The following is a 25,394-nucleotide window of genomic DNA, read 5'->3' on the forward strand; positions in this document are numbered from 1 at the left end:
CGGATTTGGATCCAAAGGACACTAGTGATTGCTCTACAGGTTGTCAAACCGTGTAGAAGAACCCTGTCACATCTGAAGTTTAGCGCGCCAGCGATGATCTCAGGGTGCCATTGTTTTTTGCTGGGCTAACCTTCACCATCAAGCGCTTTCCTCTCTGCCCTGGATGCCTTGCATTGGCGGTACGTTTCGCAATCCCACGGATTGCGCGCTGGCTTGCCTGCGCGCTGCTGCTGGCCGGCATCATGCTGGGCGGCCTGCATGCCGATTGGGATTTTTCCGCGATCAGCCGCAAGGCCACGGCACTGTACGGGCCGTTGGGCGCGGGGCAACAGCGGATCGATGCCTGGCAGAATCTGCTGGCCACGCAGAAGCAGGTCAGCGAGATGGAAAAGCTCAAAGTGGTGAACCTGTTTTTCAACAAACAGATGCGCTACGTCGAAGACATCGATCTGTGGCACGAGGTCGATTATTGGGAAACCCCCATCGAAGCCTTGTGGAAAGGCGCCGGCGACTGCGAAGACTATGCGATCGCCAAGTATTTCAGCCTGCGCCACCTCGGTGTGGCCAGTGACAAGTTGCGCATCACCTACGTAAAGGCGCTGCGCCAGAACCGCGCGCACATGGTCCTGACTTACTATTCCAGCCCTGACGCCATGCCGCTGGTGCTCGACAGCCTGATCGATCCGATCAAACCGGCCGCCGAGCGAACCGATTTGCTGCCGGTCTACTCTTTCAATGCCGAAGGGTTGTACCTGCCGGGCGCCAAGGGCAACAAGAAGGTCGGTGACACCAAACGCCTGTCACGCTGGCAGGATGTGTTGAAGAAAATGCAGGCCGAAGGATTTCCGGTCGAGACGACTAACTAGGAGCACGCGCTCAGATGTCTTTGTTCAAACAGCTGTTGATCGCTATCTGTCTGTTCCTGGTGGTCGCCTTCACCGGCAGCTTCATGGTCAGTCTGGAGAGCTCGCGCACCCAGTACGTCAACCAGTTGCGCTCCCACGCCCAGGATGCGGCCACGGCGCTGGCGCTGTCGTTGACGCCGAACATCGATGACCCGGCGATGGTCGAGCTGCTGGTCAGTTCGATCTTCGACAGCGGTTATTACTCGAGCATCCGCGTGGTCGACCTGAAGACTGACCAGACCATCGTCGAGCGCAATGGCATTCCGGCGGTCACCAACGTGCCGGACTGGTTCGTCAAACTGATCGGCCTGGAGCCGGCCGGTGGCGATGCGCTGGTGAGCCGTGGCTGGGAGCAGGCGGCGCGGGTCGAGGTGGTCAGCCACCCGATGTTCGCCCTGGCCAAACTCTGGCAGAGCGCACTCGGCAGCCTGGGCTGGTTGCTGGTCTGTGGTGCGGTGAGTGCGGTGCTCGGCGCGCTGCTGCTGCGTCGGCAATTGAAGCCGCTGGATTACATGGTCAAGCAATCCCACGCCATCGCTCGTCGTGAGTTCCTGAGTCTGCCGGACCTACCGCGCACGCCTGAATTGCGGCGCGTAGTGCTGGCGATGAACCAGATGGTCGAGAAGCTCAAGGCACTGTTTCAGGAGCAGGCCGAGCGCAGTGAAAAACTGCGCACCGAGTCCTATCAGGACAACCTTACGGGGCTGGCCAACCGGCGTTATTTCGAGATGCAGTTGAATGCGCGGGTGAGCAACCCGGAGCAGGCCAGCTCCGGCTATCTGCTGCTGTTGCGGGTCAAGGATCTGGCTGGGCTGAACCAGCGCCTTGGCGGTCAGCGCACCGATGAATTGTTGAAAGCGGTTGGCGAGCAACTGTCCCGCGAGTGCGCCAAATACCCGGAAACCCAGAACCTCGTCACCCGGATTCGCGGTGGTGAATTCGCCGTGCTGGCGCCGGGGCTGACCCGCGAAGAAGCGCTGCAACTGGCGCAGAGTCTCGACAGTGCGCTGAGCAGTCTGCACGCGACAGGCGCCACCGACGTGGCCGCCGTGGCCTCCATCGGCCTGGCACCGTTCGCTCACGGAGATTCGCCGCAAGCGGTCCTCAGCCTTGGTGATCAGGCGCTGGCCCAGGCCGAAGGGCAGGGCGAGCAGAACTGGGCGTGCCTCGATCAAAGCCTGGTGGCGGACGTCGGTGACGATCACCACGCCTGGCATCGCTTGCTCGATCAGGCGCTGAACCAGCGGCGTTTCGAGCTGTTCTTCCAGCCGGTAGTGGCGGCGCAGGACACGCAACTGGTGCTGCATTACAAAGTGCTGTCGCGCTTGCTCGACGAGCAGGGCCAGACCATTCCCGCCGGACGCTTCCTGCCGTGGCTGGAGCGCTTCGGCTGGACCGCGCGACTGGACCGGTTGATGCTCGAGCGGGTGCTGGAGCAAATGGCCGGTCATGAAGAATCCCTGGCGCTGAATCTGTCGTCGGCGACCCTGGCCGATCCGCAGGCGTTGAACAAAGTGTTCGAGATCCTGCGGGCGCATTCCAACCTCGGTGCGCGCCTGACCCTGGAAATCGGCGAGGAACAATTGCCGGAGCAAGCGGTGCTGGAACAGCTGACCCGGCGCCTGCGCGAACTCGGTTTCTCCCTGAGCCTGCAGCGCTTCGGCGGACGCTTCAGCATGATCGGCAACCTGGCGCGGCTGGGGCTGGCGTACCTGAAGATCGATGGCAGCTACATCCGGGCGATCGATCAGGAAAGCGACAAGCGCCTGTTCATCGAAGCGATCCAGCGCGCGGCGCACAGCATCGATCTGCCGTTGATTGCCGAGCGGGTCGAGACGGAAGGGGAATTGTCGGTGATTCGCGAGATGGGGTTGTATGGGGTGCAGGGGCAGCTCTTCGGTGAGCCCAAGCCTTGGCGGTGAGCCTGATCGTTCCCACGCTCTGCGTGGGAATGCCGCCCGTGACGCTCCGCGTCACAACGGTGTCCGACGCAATGCCGATGGTGTGACTGGAACGCGGAGCGTCCCTTGATGCATTCCCACGCGGAGCGTGGGAACGATCAACTCGACTTCAAACGGATCAGATCAACCCGCCCTCATCCTCATCAATCAACTGACTCAACCCGCCCAGCGCTTCCCGCGCCTGGGTCCGGTCCATCAACTTGGCCTGGGCTGCCGGCGGCAGGTCGGTGACGCGGATCACGCCTTTGCTGGTCAGCACCTGAATCAGGTCGTCGAGTACCCGGATCATTTCCAGGTCGCTCTGCTTGAGCTGTTTGAGGCTGTTCTCCACGGCCTCGTTGGCGTACCAGGCCTGGATTTCGTGGTGGTCGGCCGGCAGCGTTTCCGTGGCCTCGGCGTAGGCCGCAGCTTCCACGCGAATCAACTGACCCTGCGCATCGCGTTGCACGTAAAACATTGAGCATCCCTCGGAAATGGACCAGCGTCATGCTGTCAGCAGCATAGCCAACTGCGCGCGAGTATGCGGTGCGCCGATGCAATCGTCACCGGTTCAAGCACCGCAAACGTGACGGCCGCCCCAAGTGGGGCGGCCGTTGTTCACGCATCAGCTGTTGTTGTGGTCGACCTTGATGGTCGGATCGCTGCCGGCAATCAGGTTGTGAATGTTGGCCGTGGACCAGTTGTTGCCTTCCAGCTTGATCGTCACGTCCGGTGTGGCGGCTGCGGCATCGCCCGAGTTGAACTTGCCGCCCGAGCTGACTTGCAGCGACGACACGCCGTCGACCGTGGTGATCTTCAGGAAGTTGTCGATGGTGCTGCCGGTCTCGCCCTGCAATAGGTCGCGCAGGTCGATGCGGTCGCCTTCGCTGGCCTTGAAGTCCTTGATCACGTCGTTGCCGGTGTCGCCCGCTTTCCAGACGAAGGTGTCGGCACCCGAACCACCGATCAGGATGTCGTTGCCCTGACCACCGATCAGCGTGTCGTTGCCGGTACCGCCGAGCAGGACGTCATTGCCCTTGCCGCCGTCGAGCAGGTCGTTGCCGCCCGAGCCGAACAGGATGTCGTTGCCCGCGCCGCCCAGCAGTGTGTCGTTGCCATCGTGGGCACCAGACACATCAAACGCCTGATAGTGCTCGGTGATGTACTGGTGCACGTTGCTGGTGGTGACTTTACTGACGTCGACCCCGGTTTCCTTGGCCACGAACGCCTGCATCGCCTGATAACCCTCGCCGGCAATGCCGTTGAAGCTCACCAGGTCGCCGAACAGGATGTCGTTGCCGTCGCCACCGCTGACGGTGTCGTTGCCCGGCATCGTCGCTTCGGTGTGGCCGATGATCGAGTTGGCCAGGTCCTTCGGATCGATGTTGGTCTGCGGCGCGTGGTCCGAGTCATACGGCTTCAGGTCGTTGAGGCTGACGCCGTTGTTGATGCCGATGGCCTCGACGGTCGACAGTTTGTCCAGCAGTGCGAAGCTGCTGGTGGAGTTGTCGGTGGTGGTCGAGCCGGTACTGTTGCCCGAACCTGCCAGGCTTGAGAACTCGTAAGTACCGTCGCCCTGGGCATGCAGGGTGCCGAAGTTCTGGTACGACCAGCTGCCGCCGGACTTGGTCCAGACCGTCACGTAGCCCGAGGCACTGATGTCGATCTGGTGCGTGCTGTCCGGGTACAGGCTGATGGCTTTGCCCAATTGATAGTTGCTGGTCGTGATCAGGCTATCGAGGGTTTTGTTGCCGTACAGCGTCGGGTTGGCCGACTCGTTGCTCTGGTAGTAGGTCGGCTGGCCGTCGGTGATGAAGTACGTAAGGTTCTTCGCCCCGGTATTGGCCACGGCCTCGGCACTCTGGAACCAGTTGGCGGTGGTCTTGAACACGTCTTCGTAGTTGGTGCCGCCGCCGGACGACATCGAGTCCAGCACGGCCTTGAGCAAGGTCAGCGCGTTCGGGTCGTTGAGGTTCACCGACACCGACTTGTTGACCTGGGTATCGAAGTCCACCAGGAAGATGTTCACCGTGCCGGAGTTGCTGCCCAGGCTCTGCTTGAGGGTATTGAACACCGACGTCAGCGAGTCCTTGGCGGCGTTGATCGACGAGGCGCTCATACTGCCCGAGCTGTCGACCATGAACGCGATGTTGTAGTTGGTGCCCGGCACCACGGTCAGGCCGCCGATGTCGGCGACGATGATGTCGTTGCCGTCGGTGCCGGTGACGGTGTCGTCGGCCGAAGTGGCGACCACCGCGTTGTACACCGCTGGCACCACGGTGACCGGGATGGTCGCGGTGGTGCTGGCCGAGCCGCCGACTTGTTCGGTGGAGGTCGAGGTCACGGTCAGGTTGAACTGGCCGTTGTAGTAGGTCGGCGGGGTTACGGTCAGGGTGCCGAGGTTCCAGCCGGTGACGTTGGCGTCGCCGCTGGTGGCGGTCACGGTGAAGCTGTGGCCTGCGCCGTCGCTCAGTACCGAGCCGACCGGTGCGCCGCTGATCTTGATGCTCAGGGTTTCCGAGCCGTCGGTGTCGGTCAGCGCGGTGCTGATCGACGACAGTTTCACCGTGGTGCCTTCGGCGCCGGTGTTGAGCTTGTAGCCGTCGTAATAGCCTTCGCCGTTGGTGCCGTGCAGATCGGAGACGGTCACGCCGGCATTCACCAGATCCTGCACGCCGGTGTAGATCGGCACGCCGGCACTGCTCAGGTCGATCGGCGTGCTGCCGTTGACCGACAGGTTGACGTCGTAGCTGCCCGGGCCGCTCTGGTTGTGGTGGTAGATGTCCAGGGTGTAGTAGCCGCTGGTGGTTGGGGTGAACGAACCGTTGAGGTTGCCACCCGCGCCCCACGTGGTCGAGGCTACGTTCTTGCCGCCGATGGTCACCAGCAGGCTGTCATCACCGGTACCGCTGAAGGTGTAGGTCTTGCCGGCTTCCAGATAGATCAGGCCCGAGGTTTTCGACGCAGTACCGGCGGTCACGCTGCCGTCGGACTGCACGTTGTTCACGGTACCGCTGGTGTTCGGCTTGCCCGCGCCGTCGATCACGTTTTTCAGGGTGGTCGAGTTCGCGCCGCTGCCGTCGGTGCCCAGGCCCGACAGACCGGTCCAGACTTCCTTGATCAGCCCGGTGGACTTCACGCTGTTGTCGCCGACCGACAGGGTCGGTGCATCCGCCACCGGCGTGATGTCGATCTTCACGGTGCCGGTGTTGCCCAGCAACTGGCCGTCGGTTGGCTGGAACTTGATCTGCGCGTAGTCAGCCTGGTTGTTGCCCAGGCCGGTGCCGCCGTAACCGTTCACGCCCGACTCGTTGGCATCCGGCAGGAAGCGTAGTTTACCGGCGTCGATATCGGCCTTGCTGAAGGTCTGGTTGTTGGCGACGTCTTTCCAGGTCGAGCCGTCCAGGTACTGCAGTTTGCCTTCGCCCGGCAGCTGGGTGATTTTCACGCCCAGGCTGCTGGCCGGGCTGTCGACGTCGCTGACGCCGAAGGTCGACCAGCCGAGAACCAGCGGGGTGTCTTCGGTGCCGGTGACGTTGACCGGTGCAGCGACCGGCGCATCGTTGACTGCCACCACGTTGACCGTGGTGGTCGCGGTGTTGGAGTAGTTGCCGCCATCGGTCACGGTCACGGTGATGATCCGCGGCACGGTGCTCGGGTCTTCACTGCTGTTGGTGAAGCTGATGTTTTTGATGGCCTGCATGTAGTCGGCGAGCGTCGCGTTGCCCGACAGGGTCAGGGTGACGGTGCCGTTGGTGCTGTTGGCATTGATGGTGATGCCGTTGACGCTGTTGCCCAGGTTCAGCGCATCGCCGTCCTGACGGTTGGTCAGCACGACGGTGGCGCCGGTCAGCATGGTGCTGTCCGGGTCGGTGATCTTGATGTCGGTGTCGGCAATCGACACGCCTGCGCCCGGGGTGTTCTCGGTGAAGGTCACCTTGTAGTCGGCACCCGTTGCACCGCTGGAGTTGTTGGCGTCGAGGTCGATGACCGGCGGTGCATCGTTGTCGATGATCGAGGTGCTGACGCTGCCGTTGGTGGTGCTGACAGCGAGGTTTTCGAAGTTGCCACCGGTGGCCGAGTCGATCTTGACCACGAAGTTCTCGGTGCCTTCGGTGATCTTGTCGTCGATGGTCGCAACGTTGAACTGCGCGCTGCTGGCACCCGCCGGGATCTTCACGGTGTACACGCCGGTGAAGTCCGAACCGTCGGCGGCGGTGCCGCTGTAGACGATTTTCAGGGTCACTTCGGTCTGCGCCGGGTGGGTCAGGCTGACGGTGTAGCTGGCGGTCTGGCCTTCGGTCACCGAGGTGCTGCCGGTGATGCTGACGGTGGTGGTGTCGATGGTATCGGTGACGCTGGTCACGGCTGGTGTGTTGCTGGTCACCAGGTTTTCGAAATTGCCACCCGTGGCGTTGGTGATCGTGGCCTGCACGTTGCCGGCGTCCTTGTAGACGTCGTCGGCTGGCGCAGGAACGGTCACGGTGCCGGTGGTTTTGCCCGCTTCGATGGTGATCACCGAGCCGTTGCTCAGGGTCACGGTCACTGGCGAGCCAGCGGCGTTGGTCAGGGTTGCGGTGTAAGTGATCGAACCACCTTCAGCCACGGTGCCGGTCGCGCTGAGCGACAGGTTGGTGGTGTCGATGGTGTCGGTGACGGTGGTGCTGACTGGAGTCTTATCAGCCACCAGATTCTCGTAGTTGCCGCCAGAAACGTTGGTGATCGAGTTGGTCAGCGGCGCGTGGCCGGTCAGCGCGTCGTTCGGCGCGGTGGTGGTCACGGTGCCGGTGGTTTTACCCACTTCGATGGTAATCGACTGACCGTTGGCCAGATTCACGGTTACCGGCGAGCCAGTCACCGGCGCACCCACGGTAGCGGTGTAGGTGACGGTTCCACCTTCAGCTGCCGTCGTGGTCGCGGTCAGTTTCACGGTGGTGGTGTCGATGGTGTCGGTGACGCTGGTCACCGCTGGCGTGGTGCTGGTGACCAGGTTCTCGAAATTACCACCGCTGGCGTTGGTGATCGTGGCCTGCACGTTGCCGGCGTCCTTGTAGACGTCGTCGGCTGGTGCAGGAACGGTCACGGTGCCAGTGGTTTTGCCCGCTTCGATGGTGATCACGGCGCCGTTGCTCAAGGTCACGGTCACCGGAGTGCCCGCAGCGTTGGTCAGTGTCGCGGTGTAAGTGATCGAACCACCCTCGGCCACGGTGCCGGTCGCGCTGAGCGTCAGGTTGGTGGTGTCGATAGTGTCGGTGACGGTGGTCGAGACCGGCGTCTTGTCGGCCACGAGATTTTCGTAGTTGCCGCCAGAAACGATGGTGATCGAGTTGGTCAGCGGCGTGTGACCGGTCAACGCGTCGTTCGGCGCGGTGGTGGTCACGGTGCCGGTGGTTTTACCCACTTCGATGGTGATCGACTGACCGTTCGACAGATTCACGGTTACCGGCGAGCCAGTCACCGGCGCACCCACGGTCGCGGTGTAGGTGACGGTGCCACCTTCAGCTGCCGTCGAGGTCGCGGTCAGTTTCACGGTGGTGGTGTCGATGGTGTCGGTGACGCTGGTCACCGCTGGTGTGGTGCTGGTGACCAGGTTCTCGAAGCTGCCACCGCTGGCGTTGGTGATCGTTGCCTGTACGTTGCCGGCGTCCTTGTAGACGTCATCGGCTGGCGCAGGAACGGTCACGGTGCCGGTGGTTTTGCCGGCTTCGATGGTGATCACGGCGCCGTTCGACAAGGTCACGGTCACTGGCGAGCCAGCGGCGTTGGTCAGGGTTGCGGTGTAGGTGATCGAACCACCTTCTGCCACGGTGCCAGTCGCGCTGAGCGACAGGTTGGTGGTGTCGACGGTGTCGGTGACGGTGGTCGAAACCGGGGTTTTATCAGCCACCAGATTTTCGTAGTTACCACCACTCACGCCGGTGATTGCGTTGGTCAGCGGCGCATGACCGGTCAACACGTCGTTCGGCGCGGTAGTGGTCACGGTGCCGGTAGTTTTGCCGACTTCGATGGTGATCGACTGACTGTTCGATAGGGTCACGGTGACTGGCGAGCCAGTTACTGGCGCGCCGACGGTGGCGGTGTAGACAACGTTGCCACCTTCAGCAGCTGTTGCGGTTGCAGTCAGCTTCACCGTGGTGGTGTCGATGGTGTCGGTGACGCTGGTCACCGCTGGCGTGGTGCTGGTCACCAGGTTTTCGAAGTTGCCGCCCGTCGCGTTGGTGATCGTGGCGTGCACGTTGCCGGCGTCTTTGTAGACGTCATCGGCTGGCGCTGCGACGGTCACGGTGCCCGTGGTTTTACCGGCTTCGATGGTGATGACAGCGCCATTGCTCAAGGTCACGGTCACCGGGGTGCCCGCAGCGTTGGTCAGGGTCGCGGTGTAGGTGATCGAACCACCTTCGGCCACGGTGCCGGTCGCGCTCAGCGACAGGTTGGTGGTGTCGACGGTGTCGGTCACGGTAGTGCTGACCGGGGTCTTGTCGGCCACCAGATTTTCGTAGTTGCCGCCCGTCACGTTGGTGATCGCGTTGGTCAGCGGCGTGTGGCCGTTGAGCGCATCGTTAGGCGCCGTGGTGGTCACGGTGCCGGTGGTTTTACCCACTTCGATGGTGATGCTCTGGCCATTCGACAGGTTCACGGTCACTGGCGAACCGGTCACAGGCGCGCCCACGGTCGCGGTGTAGGTGACAGTGCCGCCTTCAGCCGCCGACGCGGTCGCGGTGAGTTTCACCGTGGTGGTGTCGATGGTGTCAGTGACACTGGTTACTGCTGGCGTGGTGCTGGTGACCAGGTTTTCGAAGTTGCCACCGCTGGCATTGGTGATCGTCGCCTGCACGTTGCCGGCGTCTTTGTAGACGTCGTCGGCTGGCGCGGCAACGGTCACGGTGCCAGTGGTTTTGCCGGCTTCGATAGTGATCACGGCGCCGTTCGACAGAGTCACGGTCACTGGCGAGCCAGCGGCGTTGGTCAGGGTCGCGGTGTAGATGATCGAACCGCCCTCGGCAACCGAATTGGTGGCGCTGAGGGTCAGGTTGGTGGTGTCGACCGTGTCGGTGACAGTGGTCGAAACCGGGGTTTTGTCGGCGACGAGGTTTTCGTAGTTGCCGCCCGTCACGCCGGTGATCGCGTTGGTCAACGGCGTGTGGCCGGTCAGCGCATCGTTCGGTGCGGTGGTGGTGACGGTGCCAGTGGTCTTGCCCACCTCGATGGTGATCGACTGACCGTTCGACAGAGTCACGGTGACTGGCGAGCCGGTCACAGGCGCGCCCACGGTGGCGGTGTAAGTGACAGTGCCGCCTTCTGCCGCCGACTCGGTCGCGGTCAGTTTGACCGTGGTGGTGTCGATGGTGTCGGTGACTTCCGTTACGGCTGGGACAGTGCTCGGAACAAGGTTCTCGAAGTTGCCACCGGTGGCGGTCGAAATGGTTGCTTCGACTTTGCCGGCGTCTTTGTAGACGTCGTCTTTCGGTGCGTCGACAGTCACGGTGCCGGTGGTTTTGCCGGCTTCGATGGTGATCACGGCGCCGTTGCTCAAGGTCACGGTCACCGGAGTGCCCGCAGCGTTGGTCAGGGTGGCGGTGTAAGTGATCGAACCGCCCTCGGCCACAGAATTGGTAGCGCTGAGGGTCAGGTTGGTGGTGTCGACCGTGTCGGTAACGGTGGTCGAAACCGGAGTTTTGTCGGCGACGAGATTTTCGTAGTTACCGCCAGTCACCCCAGTGATCGCGTTGGTCAGCGGCGTGTGGCCGTTGAGTGCATCGTTCGGCGCGGTGGTGGTGACAGTGCCAGTGGTTTTGCCCACTTCGATGGTGATCGACTGACCGTTGGCCAGGGTCACGGTCACAGGCGAGCCAGTCACTGGCGCGCCAACAGTCGCGGTGTAAGTGACGGTGCCACCTTCAGCGGCCGTTTCGGAAGCGGTGAGCTTCACGGTCGTCGTGTCGATGGTGTCGGTGACTTCCGTTACGGCTGGAACGGTGCTCGGAACCAGGTTCTCGAAGTTGCCACCGGTTGCGTCCTTGATGGTCACTTCGACTTTGCCGGCGTCTTTGTAGACGTCATCGGCTGGCGCGGCAACGGTCACGGTGCCGGTGGTTTTACCGGCTTCGATGGTGATGACGGCGCCGTTCGACAGAGTCACGGTCAGCGGGGTGCCGGCCGGGTTGGTCAGGGTCGCGGTGTAAACGATCGAGCCACCTTCGGCCACGCTGTCGGTCGCGCTCAGCGACAGATTGGTGGTGTCGACGGTGTCGGTCACGGTAGTGCTGACCGGGGTTTTGTCGGCGACCAGATTTTCGTAATTGCCGCCGCTCACGCCAGTGATCGCATTGGTCAACGGCGTGTGGCCGTTCAGCGCATCGTTTGGCGCAGTGGTGGTCACGGTGCCGGTGGTCTTGCCCACTTCGATGGTGATCGACTGACCGTTGGACAGGGTCACGGTGACTGGCGAACCGGTCACAGGTGCGCCCACGGTCGCGGTGTAAGTGACGGTGCCACCTTCCGCGGCCGACTCGGTCGCAGTGAGTTTCACCGTGGTGGTGTCGATGGTATCGGTGACTTCGGTCACGGCCGGAACGGTGCTCGGCACCAGGTTCTCGAAGTTGCCACCGGTGGCGGTCGAAATGGTCGCTTCGACTTTGCCTGCATCTTTGTAGACGTCGTCCTTCGGCGCATCGACGGTCACGGTGCCGGTGGTTTTGCCGGCTTCGATGGTGATCACGGCGCCGTTCGACAGGGTCACGGTCACCGGCGTGCCGGCCGGGTTGGTCAGGGTCGCGGTGTAAACGATCGAACCACCCTCGGCCACGGAGCCAGTGGCGCTCAGGGTCAGGTTGATGGTGTCGACGGTATCAGTGACGGTGGTCGAAACCGGCGTTTTGTCAGCCACGAGGTTTTCGTAGTTACCACCAGTCACGCCAGTGATCGCGTTGGTCAGCGGCGCATGGCCGTTGAGCGCGTCGTTCGGCGCGGTGGTGGTCACGGTGCCGGTGGTCTTGCCTACTTCGATAGTGATCGACTGTCCGTTGGACAGGGTCACGGTCACAGGCGAACCGGTCACAGGTGCGCCCACGGTCGCAGTGTAAGTAACGGTGCCGCCTTCCGCCGCCGACTCGGTCGCGGTCAGTTTCACCGTGGTGGTGTCGATGGTGTCGGTGACGTTGGTCACGGCTGGAACGGTGCTCGGCACCAGGTTCTCGAAACCACCGCCAGTAGCGGTCGAAATGGTTGCCTCAACCTTGCCCGTGTCCTTGTAGACGTCGTCTTTCGGCGCATCGACGGTCACGGTGCCGGTGGTTTTGCCGGCTTCGATGGTAATCACTGCGCCGTTCGACAGGGTCACGGTCACCGGCGTACCCGCCGGGTTGGTCAGGGTCGCGGTGTAAGTGATCGAACCGCCCTCGGCAACCGAATCGGTGGCCGTCAGGTTCAGGTTGGTCGTGTCGACAGTGTCCGACACCGAGGTGTCGGCGGACTTGCCGTCCACCGCCAGATGTTCGTAGTTGCCACCGGTGGCCTTGTCGATGGTCACGCTCAGCGAGCTGCCGCCCGCCAGCGGGCTGTTCGGCGCGACGAAGTTCACGGTGCCGGTGGTCTCGCCGACGGCGATGGTGATGGTCTGGCCGTTGGACAGGGTCACGACGACCGGCGAGCCCGTCACTGGCGCCGTCACGGTCGCGGTGTAGACCACGGTTTCGCCTTCGGCGACGTTGGCGGTGGCGGTCAGCGACACGGTGGACGTGTCGATGGTGTCATTGACGGTGGTGACCGCCGGGGCGGTGCTGGTGACCAGGTTTTCGAAGTTGCCACCGGTGGTGGTCGAAATGGTCGTCTCGACTTTGCCGGCGTCCTTGTAGACGTCGTCCTTCGGCGCATCGACGGTCACGGTGCCGGTGGTTTTGCCGGCTTCAATGGTGATCACAGCGCCGTTGCTCAACGTCACGGTCACCGGGGTGCCGGCGGCGTTGGTCAGGGTTGCGGTGTAGGTGATCTGGCCACCTTCGTTGACTTCCGGCGTGGCGCTCAGGGTCAGGTTGGTGGTGTCGACGGTGTCGGTGACGGTGGTGCTGACCGGCGTTTTGTCGGCTACGAGGTTTTCGTAGTTGCCGCCGCTCACGCCAGTGATCGAGTTGGTCAGCGGCGTATGGCCGTTGAGCGCATCGTTCGGCGCGGTAGTGGTAACGGTGCCGGTGGTCTTGCCGACTTCGATGGTGATCGACTGACCGTTGGCCAGGGTCACGGTCACAGGCGAACCGGTTACCGGGGCGCCAACGGTGGCGGTGTAAGTGACAGTGCCGCCTTCAGCTGCCGACTCGGTCGCGGTGAGTTTCACCGTGGTGGTGTCGATGGTGTCGGTTACATCGGTGACAGCCGGAACAGTGCTTGGCACCAGATTCTCGAAGTTGCCGCCAGTTGCATCCTTGATGGTGACTTCGACTTTTCCGGCGTCTTTGTAGACGTCATCTTTCGGCGCATCGACGGTCACGGTGCCGGTGGTTTTACCGGCCTCGATGGTGATGACGGCGCCGTTGCTCAGCGTCACGGTCACCGGGGTGCCGGCCGGGTTGGTCAGGGTCGCGGTGTAAACGATCGAACCGCCCTCGGCCACCGAGTCAGTGGCGCTGAGGGTCAGGTTGGTCGTGTCGACGGTGTCGGTGACGGTGGTCGAGACCGGCGTTTTGTCGGCTACGAGGTTTTCGTAGTTACCGCCAGACACGCCAGTAATCGAGTTGGTCAGCGGGGTGTGACCGTTCAGCGCGTCGTTCGGCGCAGTGGTGGTGATGGTGCCGGTGGTTTTGCCCACTTCGATGGTGATCGACTGACCATTGGCCAGGGTCACGGTCACAGGCGAACCGGTGACAGGCGCGCCAACGGTGGCGGTGTAAGTAACGGTACCGCCCTCGGCCGCCGACTCGGTCGCGGTGAGTTTCACCGTGGTGGTGTCGATGGTGTCGGTGACTTCGGTAACCGCTGGAACAGTGCTCGGAACGAGGTTCTCGAAGTTGCCACCAGTCGCATCCTTGATCGTGACTTCGACTTTGCCAGCGTCCTTGTAGACGTCGTCTTTCGGCGCGTCGACGGTCACGGTGCCGGTGGTTTTGCCGGCCTCGATGGTGATGACGGAGCCGTTGCTCAACGTCACGGTCACCGGAGTGCCGGCCGGATTGGTCAGGGTGGCGGTGTAGGTGATCGAGCCACCTTCGGCCACCGAGTCAGTGGCGCTCAGGGTCAGATTAGTGGTGTCGACGGTGTCAGTCACGGTGGTGCTGACCGGAGTCTTGTCGGCCACGAGGTTTTCGTAGTTACCGCCGCTCACACCGGTGATCGCATTGGTCAGCGGCGCATGGCCGTTGAGCGCATCGTTCGGCGCAGTGGTGGTGATGGTGCCAGTGGTCTTGCCCACTTCGATGGTGATCGACTGACCATTGGCCAGAGTCACGGTCACAGGCGAACCCGTCACCGGAGCGCCGACGGTCGCGGTGTAAATGACAGTGCCACCCTCCGCCGCCGACTCGGTTGCAGTCAGTTTCACCGTGGTGGTGTCGATGGTGTCAGTGACTTCGGTAACGGCCGGAACATTGCTCGGCACCAGGTTCTCGAAGTTGCCACCAGTCGCATCCTTGATGGTGACTTCAACCTTGCCGGCGTCCTTGTAGACGTCGTCTTTCGGCGCATCGACAGTCACGGTGCCGGTGGTTTTACCGGCCTCGATGGTGATGACGGAGCCGTTGCTCAACGTCACGGTCACTGGAGTGCCAGCCGGATTGGTCAGGGTGGCGGTGTAGGTGATCGAGCCACCTTCGGCCACGGTGCCGGTCGCGGTCAGTGTCAGATCGGTGGTGTCGACGGTGTCGGTCACGGTGGTGCTGACCGGGGTTTTGTCGGCTACGAGGTTTTCGTAGTTGCCGCCGCTCACGCCAGTGATCGAGTTGCTCAGCGGGGTATGACCGTTGAGTGCGTCGTTCGGCGCGGTGGTGGTGATGGTGCCGGTGGTCTTGCCGACTTCGATGGTGATGGTCTGACCGTTGGCCAGAGTCACGGTGACCGGCGAGCCAGTCACCGGAGCGCCAACAGTGGCGGTGTAGGTGACGGTGCCACCCTCAGCCACCGACGTATCGGCGCTCAGCTTCACGGTCGACGTATCGATGGTGTCAGTCACTTCAGTGACGGCCGGAACGGTGCTCGGAACCAGATTCTCGAAGTTGCCGCCGGATGCATCCTTGATCGTGACTTCGACTTTGCCGGCGTCTTTGTAGACGTCATCGGCCGGAGCCGGAACGGTCACGGTGCCGGTGGTTTTACCCGCTTCGATGGTGATTACCGAGCCGTTGCTCAGAGTCACGGTCACTGGCGTGCCAGCCGGATTGGTCAGGGTCGCGGTGTAAACGATCGAACCACCTTCAGCCACGGAACCTGTAGCGCTCAAGGTCAGGTTGGTGGTGTCGACGGTGTCGGTGACTGACGTCACGGCCGGGGTCTTGTCGGCGACCAGGTTTTCGTAATTGCCGCCGCTGGTGCCGTCGATCTTCACGCTCAGCGTGTTGCCGCCGGCCAGTGCATCGTTCGGTGCGGTGTAGTTGACGCTGGCGCTGCTGGCGCCGACCGGGATGGTGATGGTCTGGCCGTTGGACAGGGTCACGACCACTGGCGAACCGGTCACCGGTGCGGTGACGGAGGCGGTGTAAACCACCACGCCGCCTTCAACAGTGCTGGCCGTGGCGCTCAGGGAAACGGTGCTGTTGTCGATGGTGTCGGTGACGTCGGTCACCGCCGGGGTCTTGTCGACCACCAGGTTTTCAAAATTGCCGCCCGTGGTCTTGGTGATGCTGGCGTCGACTTTGCCGGCGTCCTTGTACACGTCGTCGCCCGGTGCGGCGACGGTGATGGTGCCGGTGCTCGCGCCTTTGGCGATGTTGATCACCGCGCCGTTGCTCAGGGTCACGGTCATGGCCGTGCCGGCCGGGTTGGTCAGGGTCGCGGTGTAGACGATCGAACCGCCCTCGGCGACCGAACCGGTGGCGCTCAGGCTGATGTTGGTGGTGTCGACGGTGTCGGTGACCTTGGTCACCACAGCCGTACGGTTGGCATCGACCTGTTCGAAGTTGCCGCCGCTGTGGCTGGCAATCGCGGTCTGCACCTTGCCGCCATCGATGTAAGGCGTGTTGGCCGGCGCAGGGAAATTCACCGAACCGCTAGTGGCACCGGCGGCGATGTTGATCACCGCGCCGTTGGCCAGGGTCACGGTCATGGCGGTGCCGGCCGGGTTGCTCAGGGTCGCGGTGTAGGTGATCTGGCCACCTTCGCTGACGGTGTCGCTGGCGCTCAGGGTCAGCGTGGTCTTGTCGATGGTGTCGTTGACCGTGGTGCTGACCGGCGTCTTGCTGACGTCGAGTTTCTCGAAGTTGCCACCGCTGGCATCGGTCATGGTCACGGTGAGCTTGCTGACATCCTTGTAGACGTCATCGCTCGGCGCCGGGATGGTCACCGAACCGCTGGTCTTGCCGGCCTCGATAACGATCGTCTGGCCGTTGCTCAGATTGACGGTCACCGGCGTCTGCGCGGCGTTGGTCAGGGTCGCGGTGTAAGTGATCGATGTGCCTTCGAGCACATAGCTTTCGGCGCTGAGAGTCAGGTGCGTGGTGTTGATGGTGTCGGCGACGTTGGTCACCGCTGGTGTCGGGTTGGCCACCAGGTTTTCGAAGTTGCCGCCGGAAGTGTCCTTGATGGTCACTTCGACTTTGCCGGCGTCTTTGTAGACGTCATCGGCAGGAGCCGGAACGGTCACGGTGCCAGTGGTTTTGCCGGCTTCGATGGTGATGACGGAGCCGTTGCTCAACGTCACGGTCACCGGGGTGCCGGCCGGGTTGGTCAGGGTGGCGGTGTAGACGATCTGCCCGCCCTCGTTGACGTTGCCGGTGGCGGTCAGCGATACGGTGGTGGTGTCAACGGTGTCGGTGATGGTGGTGCTGACCGGGGTTTTGTCGGCCACGAGGTTTTCGTAGTTGCCGCCGCTGACGTTGGTGATCGAGTTGGTCAGCGGTGCATGGCCGGCCAGCACGTCATTCGGCGCGGTGGTGGTCACGGTGCCGGTGGTTTTGCCGACTTCGATGGTGATCGACTGACCGTTGGCCAGGGTCACGGTCACCGGCGAGCCGGTTACCGGGGCGCCGACCGTCGCGGTGTAAGTGACGGTACCGCCTTCAGCAGCCGATTCGGTCGCGGTCAGTTTGACGGTCGAAGTGTCGATGGTATCGGTGACCTGGGTCACGGCCGGAACAGTGCTTGGCACCAGGTTTTCGAAGTTGCCGCCGGTTGCGCCGGTGATGGTCGCTTCGACTTTGCCGGCATCCTTGTAGACGTCATCTTTCGGTGCATCGACAGTCACGGTGCCAGTGGTTTTGCCGGCCTCGATGGTGATGACCGCGCCGTTGCTCAAGGTCACGGTCACCGGAGTGCCGGCCGGATTGGTCAGCGTCGCGGTGTAGATGATCGAGCCGCCCTCGGCCACGGAATCGGTGGCGCTCAGGGTCAGGTTGGTGGTGTCGACGGTGTCAGTGACGGTGGTCGAAACCGGAGTTTTGTCGGCGACCAGATTCTCGTAGTTGCCGCCGCTCACGCCGGTGATCGCGTTGGTCAGCGGTGCGTTGCCGGCCAATGCGTCGTTCGGTGCGGTGGTGGTGACGGTGCCGGTGGTTTTGCCGACTTCGATGGTGATCGACTGACCGTTAGCCAGGGTCACGGTGACCGGCGAGCCGGTTACCGGGGCGCCAACTGTCGCGGTGTAAGTAACGGTGCCACCTTCAGCTGCTGACTCGGTCGCGGTCAGTTTGACGGTGGTCGTGTCGACGGTATCGGTCACGTCGGTAACAGCCGGAACGGTGCTTGGCACCAGGTTCTCGAAGTTGCCGCCGGTGGCGTCCTTGATGGTCACTTCGACTTTGCCGGCGTCTTTATAGACGTCATCGGCAGGAGCCGGAACGGTCACGGTGCCGGTAGTTTTGCCGGCTTCGATGGTAATGACGGAGCCGTTGCTCAACGTCACGGTCACTGGTGTGCCGGCCGGATTGGTCAGGGTCGCGGTGTAAACAATCGAACCACCCTCGGCGACAGTACCGGTGGCGCTCAGGGTCAGATTGGTGGTGTCGGCAACGTCTGTAACCGTGGTCGAAACCGGAGTCTTGTCGGCCACCAGATTTTCGTAGTTACCGCCGGAAACGCCGGTGATCGAGTTGGTCAGTGGTGCATTGCCGGCCAATGCGTCGTTAGGCGCAGTGGTGGTCACGGTGCCGGTGGTTTTACCCACTTCGATGGTGATCGATTGACCGTTGGCCAGCGTCACGGTGACCGGAGAGCCGGTCACTGGTGCGCCGACAGTAGCGGTATAAGTGACAGTGCCGCCTTCAGCCGCCGATTCGGTCGCGGTGAGTTTCACCGTGGTGGTGTCGATGGTATCGGTGACTTCGGTGACGGCCGGAACGGTGCTTGGCACCAGGTTCTCGAAGTTGCCGCCAGTGGCGTCCTTGATAGTGACTTCGACCTTGCCGGCGTCTTTATAGACGTCATCGGCTGGCGCCGGAACGGTCACGGTGCCGGTAGTTTTGCCAGCCTCGATGGTGATGACGGAGCCGTTGCTCAACGTCACGGTCACCGGGGTGCCGGCAGGATTGGTCAGGGTGGCGGTGTAGAGGATCGAACCGCCCTCGGCCACGGAACCGGTCGCGCTCAGCGACAGGTTGGTGGTGTCGATGGAGTCGGTGACGGTAGTAGTCGCTGGCGTCGTGTTCGGCACCAGATTCTCGAAATTGCCGCCGGTAGCACCGGTAATAGTGGTGCTGACGGTGCCGCCGTTGTTGTAGACGTCATTCGGTGCGGTCGGCACGTTGACGCTGCCGGTGGTCTGACCGGCGCCGATGGTGATGGTCGAGCCGTTCGACAGGGTGACGGTCACCGGCGTCTGCGCCGGGTTGGTCAGGGTCGCGGTGTAGGTGATCTGGCCACCTTCGACCACGGTGCCGGTAGCGGTCAGGGTCAGGCCGGTGGTGTCTCGCGAATCGACGATCGTGGTAACGGCCGGTGTCGGGTTCGGCACCAGGTTCTCGAAGTTGCCGCCGGTGGCACCGGTGATGGTGGTGGTGACGGTGCTGCCGTTGTTATAGACGTCATTCGGCGCGGTCGGCACGTTGACGGTGCCGGTGGTCTGGCCGGCGCCGATGGTGATGGTCGAGCCGTTGGACAACGTGACGGTCACCGGCGTCTGCGCCGGGTTGGTCAGCGTGGCGGTGTAGGTGATCTGACCGCCCTCGGTCACGCTTGGCCCCGCCGTCAGAGTGACGGTGGTGGTGTCGATGGTGTCGGTGACCTGGGTCGTGGCCGGGGTGGTCGGCGGGGTCACGGTGATGCCGCCGCCGCCGGTGGTGCCGGTGACCGTCACGTCGATCTGGGTCGGGTCGTTATAAACAGTGTCGTTCGGTGCCAGTGGCACGTTGACGGTGCCGGTGGTGGAACCGGCCGGTATCACGATCACCGCGCCGTTGGACAGGGTGATGGTCAGGTCGGTCAGCGGCGCCTGGGTCAGGGTCGCGGTGTACACCAGCACGCCGCCGGCTTCGGTGATGCTCGGCGTGGCGCTGAGGCTCAGGGTCGATTCGCGCAGGGCATTGGCGTTGGTGTCGGTGGTCTGGCCGCCGGTGATGTTCTGCGCGGCTTGGCCGGCAGCGTTGATGCCCGCAGTCGGGAAACCGATGGTTGGGTCGACGCGGCCGGCGGTCGCATCGAGCATCACGAAGCTGTGACCGCCACCGGCGGCACCGCCAGTCCCCGCGGCGCTCGGGCCGGCAGCGGTGGCATCAAGAGCGGTGGTCGGGTCGACGCCCGCGGCGATGGCTTGTTGCAGTTCTTCTACCGACGGCGCGGCTTGCGCGGTGGCTTCGGCCAGGTCGGTGCTGGAGTCCGGGGTATCGGCGCTCCACTGGGTGTCACGGCCCAGATCGATCGTGCGGCCATCGGCCAGTTCCAGGGACACGGCGCCGGAAACGCCGGTGTCGACCTGATCGCCGGCAAACAGTCGGTCGCCTTCAACGAGTACGCGACGGACGCCCTCTGGGGACACCACGAAAACCTGACCGACAATGCTTTTGACGATGGCAACAACACTGCTCATTGAAGACTCTCCGGGGTGTCACGTTCAGTTGACTTCCATAGACCTGATGGCTGTCTGCGCCGATTCAGTCTGGACGTACTTTTAAAAAAAGATGAAGCAAAGTTGACGCTGTTATTCGTCAATATTTTGGCTATATTCTTTCGCTATTAACTTTATGCCAAACTATTGACCTTCTGGGAGCCATCCTAAACAATCGCCCCGGTAATGTCACATTGATATTTATGCGGCGACCTGCCCTTCAGCGTGTGATCCAGTTCCGGTTTTAAACTTTCCGACATACGGTCATTCCGGTTGCCATCTTCCGACGCAGCTCGTCATTTTGCTGTGATTCAAGACAAGAAGTTCTGGGAAATCTTTACCATGCGTTCGCACCTGTTCAAGGCTCTACCCTTCGCTCTCGCCGCGTCTTTCGTACAAGCACAATCCTTACCAGAAGCCATGCAGCAGGCACTGGATGTCCATCCGGAAATCCAGGCAGGGGTCAACAGCCGACTGGCCGCGGATTATCAGTTAAAGGCTGCAAAAGGTGGATACCTGCCCAAGGTCGATCTGCTGGGCGGTTATGGTCGTGAAGGCACCGACAGCGTGACCACCCGCGCCAATGGTGGCGGCAATCACTGGGAAACCCTGAACCGCAGCGAGTCAAGTTTACGTCTGTCGCAAATGGTTTTTGACGGTTTTGCGACGTCCAGCGAAGTCGGGCGTCAACAAGCCACCGTCAACTCCCGCGCGTATTCCCTGCTCGGCACTTCCGAACGCACCGCGCTGACCGTGGCCCAGGTTTATCTGGATGTGCTGACCCGTCGCGAATTCGTGCGTCTGGCCGAAGAAAACCTCAAAAGCCACCAACGCATCTACGACCAGATCCAGCTGCGCACCGAGCGCGGCGTCGGCAGCGGTGCCGACCTCGATCAGGCCGAAGCGCGGATGGCCCAGGCCCGCAACAACCTGATCACCGAGCAGACCAATCTCGCCGACTCGGAAACCAACTTCCTCAGCGCCGTCGGCCAGATGCCCGATCAGCTGGAGCGTCCGGCGCCGTTCATGGCGATGATGCCGGCCAACCTGAATGAAGCGCGCCAGCAGATGCTGGAAAACAGCCCGATCCTGCGTTCGGCCGAGTCCGATATCGCCGCGGCCGAGAAGCAATACGAGACTGCCAAGTCGACCTTCTACCCGCGTTTCGACGCCGAGCTGGGCCGCACCGCCGACAACGACCTCGACGGCCAGAACGGTCACAACAACGAATGGCAGGCCATGCTGCGCATGCGCTTCAACCTGTATTCGGGCGGCAGCAACAAGGCGGACCTGGAATCCAAGTCGTACCTGTCGAACCAGGCGCTGGACATCCGCAACAACGCCTTGCGCCAATTGAATGAAGAACTGGGCCTGGCCTGGAACGCCCTGAACAACGCCAACGCTCAGGTGCCGATCGCTCAGCAGTACGTTGATCACAGCACCTCGGTGCGCACCGCTTACCAGCGTCAGTTCAGCCTCGGCGAACGGACCCTGCTGGATTTGCTCGACAGTGAAAACGAGCTGTTCACCGCTTCGCGGCGTCTGGCTGAAATCAAAAACATTCAGTTATTTACTCAGTATCGAATCAAGGCGACCATGGGCGAATTGCTCAAGAGCCAGGGAGTGGTCGCACCATTGGCATCCGTTGTGCAGAACGACGTGAAGCCCAAGGTCCAGCTGCCTGGGATGAATTGAGTTGTCCCTTTTCAACTGCTAAAGAGTGTCGAGCGTGGAATCAGAAGTCAGTCGAGTTCATCTCAGTCATGATCCACGCGCGTTGCACGACGATCCGTTACTGGATGGTCTGCTCGCTCTTTGCATGCTCCACCAGAAACCCGCCAGCGCGGCGATGCTGACCACCGGCCTGCCGCTGCCCAAACAACGCCTGAGTGTCGAGCTGTTGCCCCGTGCAGCGGCGCGCGCCGGGCTGCAAGGGCGGGTGCTGCAGCGCAAGCTGGAAGAAATTCCGACGATTGCCATGCCGGCGCTGTTGCTGCTCAAGGATGGCCGCAGTGCCGTCCTGCTCGGCTGGCAGGGTGAGAACGACGCGCGGGTGCTGCTCAGCGAAAGCGACGGCGGCGAGTCCCTGGTCAGCCGCGAGCTGCTGGCCGACGACTACACCGGCAAAGTGTTCTTCGCCCAGCCCCAGCACAAATTCGACGTCAACCACGGCACGCTGATCCCGCGTGCGCGCTCGTGGTTTCGCGACACCCTGAAGCGTTCGCGCTGGCTGTACGCCGACGCCATCGCCGCCAGTTTCCTGATCAACATCATCGCCATGGCCGCGCCGCTGTTCGTGATGAACGTCTACGACCGCGTGGTGCCGAACCAGGCCGAAGCGACCCTGTGGGTGCTCGCGCTGGGCATCACCGGCGCCTATATGTTCGACCTGATCCTCAAGAGCCTGCGCAGCCTGTGCCTGGATCTGGCCGGCAAGAAAACCGACCTGATCATCTCCGCCACGCTGTTCGAACGCATCGTCGGCATGGCCATGAAATACCGCCCGGCGCGGGTCGGCAGCTTTGCCCAGAACATCCACGAGTTCCAGAGCCTACGCGACTTCCTCGCCTCGCTGACCCTGACCAGCCTGATCGACCTGCCGTTCACCATCCTGATCTTCATCGTCATCGCGATTCTCGGCGGGCATCTGGTGTGGATTCCGGTGCTGGCCTTCCCGATTGCGCTGCTGATCGGCTACGCCTTGCAGAAGCCGCTGGTGGCAACCATGGAACGCACCATGGCCCTCGGCGCCGAGCGTCAGTCGAGCCTGATCGAAACCCTCGCCGGCCTCGACGCGGTGAAGGTCAACAACGCCGAAAGCGAACGCCAGTATCAGTGGGAACAGACCATCGGCACCCTCAGCCGTCTCGAGCTGCGGGTGAAAATGCTCTCCGGTCTGGCGATGAACATCACCCTGCTGATCCAGCAACTGGCCGGGGTGATCATGATCGTCTTCGGCGTGTACCAGATCATCGCCGGCAACCTGAGCATGGGCGGCCTGATCGCCTGCTACATGCTCAGTGGCCGCGCCCTCAGCCCGCTGGCATCGCTGTCCGGTCTGCTGACCCGCTACCAGCAGGCGCGGGTCACCATGACCTCGGTCGACCAGATGATGGAGTTGCCGCAGGAGCGCAATTTCGAAGAGCGCCCGTTGAGCCGCAAGGTTCTGCAAGGCGCCATCGAATGCCGCCAGCTCAACTTCACCTACCCGGAACAACAGAACCCGGCGCTGAAGAACATCAACCTGGTGATTCGTCCCGGCGAGAAGATCGGCATCATCGGCCGCAGCGGTTCCGGCAAAAGCTCACTGGCGAAACTGCTGGTCGGCCTGTATCAGCCGGACGACGGCGCGTTACTGGTGGATGGCGTCGACATCCGCCAGATCGACGTCAGCGAGCTGCGCTACAACATCGGCTATGTGCCGCAGGACATCCAGCTGCTGGCCGGCACCCTGCGCGACAACCTGGTTTCCGGCGCCCGTTACGTCGAGGACGAGCTTGTCCTGCAGGCCGCCGAATTGGCCGGCGTCCACGAATTCGCCCGTCTGCACCCGCAGGGTTATGAGCTGCAAGTCGGCGAGCGCGGGCAGAACCTGTCCGGCGGTCAGCGCCAGAACGTCGCCCTGGCCCGGGCGCTGTTGCTCAATCCGCCGATCCTGTTGCTCGACGAACCGACCAGTGCGATGGACAACACCGGCGAAGAACGCCTCAAGCAACGCCTCGCGGCGGTGGTGGAAAACAAGACCGTGGTGCTGGTGACGCACCGGGCATCGCTGCTGTCGCTGGTCGATCGCCTGCTGGTGGTCGACCGTGGACAGATCCTCGCCGACGGCCCGAAAGCGGCCGTCATGGAAGCGTTGAAGAAGGGGCAGATCAGTGTTGCTTAAGTCGGGTTTCAAGGATTCGATCCGCCGCTACTTCAAGGGCTCGGCATCGCTGCAGGGCCAGCCGCTGCCGGAGGTTAACAAGGCCTTGATCGAGGACGCGCCGCGCGTAGTGCGGCTGACGATCTGGGCGATCATCGGTTTCTTCGTGTTCCTGATGCTGTGGGCCAACTTCGCCGTCATCGACGAAGTGACCAAGGGCGACGGCAAAGCGATTCCCTCGTCGAAAATCCAGAAAATCCAGAACCTCGAGGGCGGGATCGTCTCCGAGCTGTTCGTCAAGGAAGGCCAGATCGTCGAAGCCGGCGCGCCGCTGGTTCGCCTGGACGACACGCGTTTTGCGTCCAACGTCGGCGAAACCGAGGCTGATCGGCTGTCGATGCTGCTGCGGGTCGAGCGCCTGAGCGCCGAGGTCGATGACCGCCCGCTGAATTTCCCCGAGGACGTGCTCAAAGCCGTGCCGGGTCAGGCGAAAAGTGAAGAATCGTTGTACATCAGCCGTCGTCAGCAACTGCACGACGAAGTTGGTGGTTTGCAGGAGCAGTTGATCCAGCGTCAGCAAGAGCTGCGTGAGTTCACCTCGAAGCAGGCGCAGTACCGCCAGCAACTTGGCCTGCAACGCCAGGAAATCAACATGTCCGAGCCGCTGGTGGCCCAGGGCGCGGTGTCGCCGGTGGAGGTGCTGCGACTCAAACGTGCCGAAGTGGAAACCCGTGGTCAGCTCGACGCCACCACCCTGGCGATCCCGCGCGCTGAATCGGCGATCAAGGAAGTGCAGCGCAAGATTGACGAGACTCGCGGTAAATTCCGCAGCGAAGCCCTGACTCAGCTCAACGAAGCGCGCACCGACCTGAACAAGGCCCAGGCCACCGGCAAGGCGCTGGAAGACCGGGTCAGCCGTACGCTCGTCACCTCGCCGGTGCGGGGTATCGTCAACAAGATGCTGGTCAACACCATCGGCGGCGTGATTCAGCCGGGCAGCGACCTGCTGGAAATCGTGCCGCTGGACGACACCCTGCTGGTCGAAGCGAAGATCCGCCCGCAGGACATTGCGTTCCTGCATCCGGGCCAGGAAGCCACGGTGAAATTCACCGCGTATGACTACACCATCTACGGTGGTCTGAAGGCCAAGCTGGAACAGATCGGCGCCGACACCATCACCGACGAAGACAAGAAAACCACCTACTACATCATCAAACTGCGTACCGAACGCAGCCATCTCGGCACTGACGAGAAACCGTTGCTGATCATCCCCGGGATGGTGGCGTCGGTGGACATCATCACCGGCAAGAAGACCGTGCTGAGCTATCTGCTCAAACCGATCATCCGGGCGCGGGCCGAGGCGTTGCACGAACGCTAGATCTTTATTGGCCTTTCAGGCCTCTTCGCGAGCAAGCCCGCTCCCACACTCGACTGCGTTTTTCCAGAGACACGCGATCGAGTGTGGGAGCGAGCTTGGTCCGGGCGGCGATCCGACGAAGGCGTCTGTC

At 62.5% G+C, this 25,394-nt stretch carries 7 protein-coding genes; 5 read left to right on the forward strand and 2 right to left on the reverse strand.

Annotated elements, in window-relative coordinates:
• The first annotated feature begins 173 nt into the window (after window positions 1–173).
• Both lapG and lapD read left to right on the forward strand, forming a co-directional pair.
• Window positions 174–866 carry a cysteine protease LapG gene (gene lapG / locus CAF90_RS22390; RefSeq protein WP_007960234.1) on the forward strand — a complete coding sequence of 231 codons (693 nt, stop codon included), beginning with the start codon at window positions 174–176 and terminating at the stop codon, window positions 864–866.
• Window positions 867–880: 14 nt separating this feature from the next.
• Window positions 881–2,827 (forward strand): cyclic di-GMP receptor LapD, encoded by a 1,947-nt coding sequence (gene lapD, locus CAF90_RS22395; RefSeq protein ID WP_085608529.1) that lies wholly within the window; start codon window positions 881–883, stop codon window positions 2,825–2,827.
• Between the two features lie 157 nt (window positions 2,828–2,984).
• Here the strand turns inward: lapD and CAF90_RS22400 are convergent, their stop codons facing one another.
• Together CAF90_RS22400 and CAF90_RS22405 are read right to left on the reverse strand one after the other, a co-directional pair.
• Window positions 2,985–3,323 (reverse strand): hypothetical protein, encoded by a 339-nt coding sequence (locus CAF90_RS22400; RefSeq protein WP_007960236.1) that lies wholly within the window; start codon window positions 3,321–3,323, stop codon window positions 2,985–2,987.
• A gap of 147 nt (window positions 3,324–3,470) precedes the next feature.
• On the reverse strand, window positions 3,471–20,003 hold the full coding sequence (locus CAF90_RS22405) for a LapA family giant adhesin (RefSeq protein WP_085608530.1): 16,533 nt from the start codon (window positions 20,001–20,003) through the stop codon (window positions 3,471–3,473).
• A gap of 360 nt (window positions 20,004–20,363) precedes the next feature.
• Between CAF90_RS22405 and CAF90_RS22410 the strand changes: the two genes are divergently transcribed.
• From CAF90_RS22410 to CAF90_RS22420, 3 genes are read left to right on the forward strand one after another with little or no spacing between them, the layout of a single operon-like run.
• Window positions 20,364–21,716, forward strand: a complete 1,353-nt coding sequence (locus CAF90_RS22410; protein ID WP_085608531.1) for a TolC family outer membrane protein — start codon at window positions 20,364–20,366, stop codon at window positions 21,714–21,716.
• Window positions 21,717–21,750: 34 nt separating this feature from the next.
• Window positions 21,751–23,907: a type I secretion system permease/ATPase gene (locus CAF90_RS22415; RefSeq protein ID WP_085608532.1), complete on the forward strand. Its 2,157-nt coding sequence runs from the start codon at window positions 21,751–21,753 to the stop codon at window positions 23,905–23,907.
• Window positions 23,897–25,264 (forward strand): HlyD family type I secretion periplasmic adaptor subunit, encoded by a 1,368-nt coding sequence (locus CAF90_RS22420; protein ID WP_007957729.1) that lies wholly within the window; start codon window positions 23,897–23,899, stop codon window positions 25,262–25,264. Before CAF90_RS22415 ends, CAF90_RS22420 begins: the two co-directional genes overlap by 11 nt.
• Window positions 25,265–25,394 lie beyond the last annotated feature (130 nt).

The organism is Pseudomonas sp. B37(2017), assembly GCF_002112885.1.
In the GTDB taxonomy this organism is placed as follows: Bacteria; Pseudomonadota; Gammaproteobacteria; order Pseudomonadales; family Pseudomonadaceae; genus Aquipseudomonas; species Aquipseudomonas paraglycinae.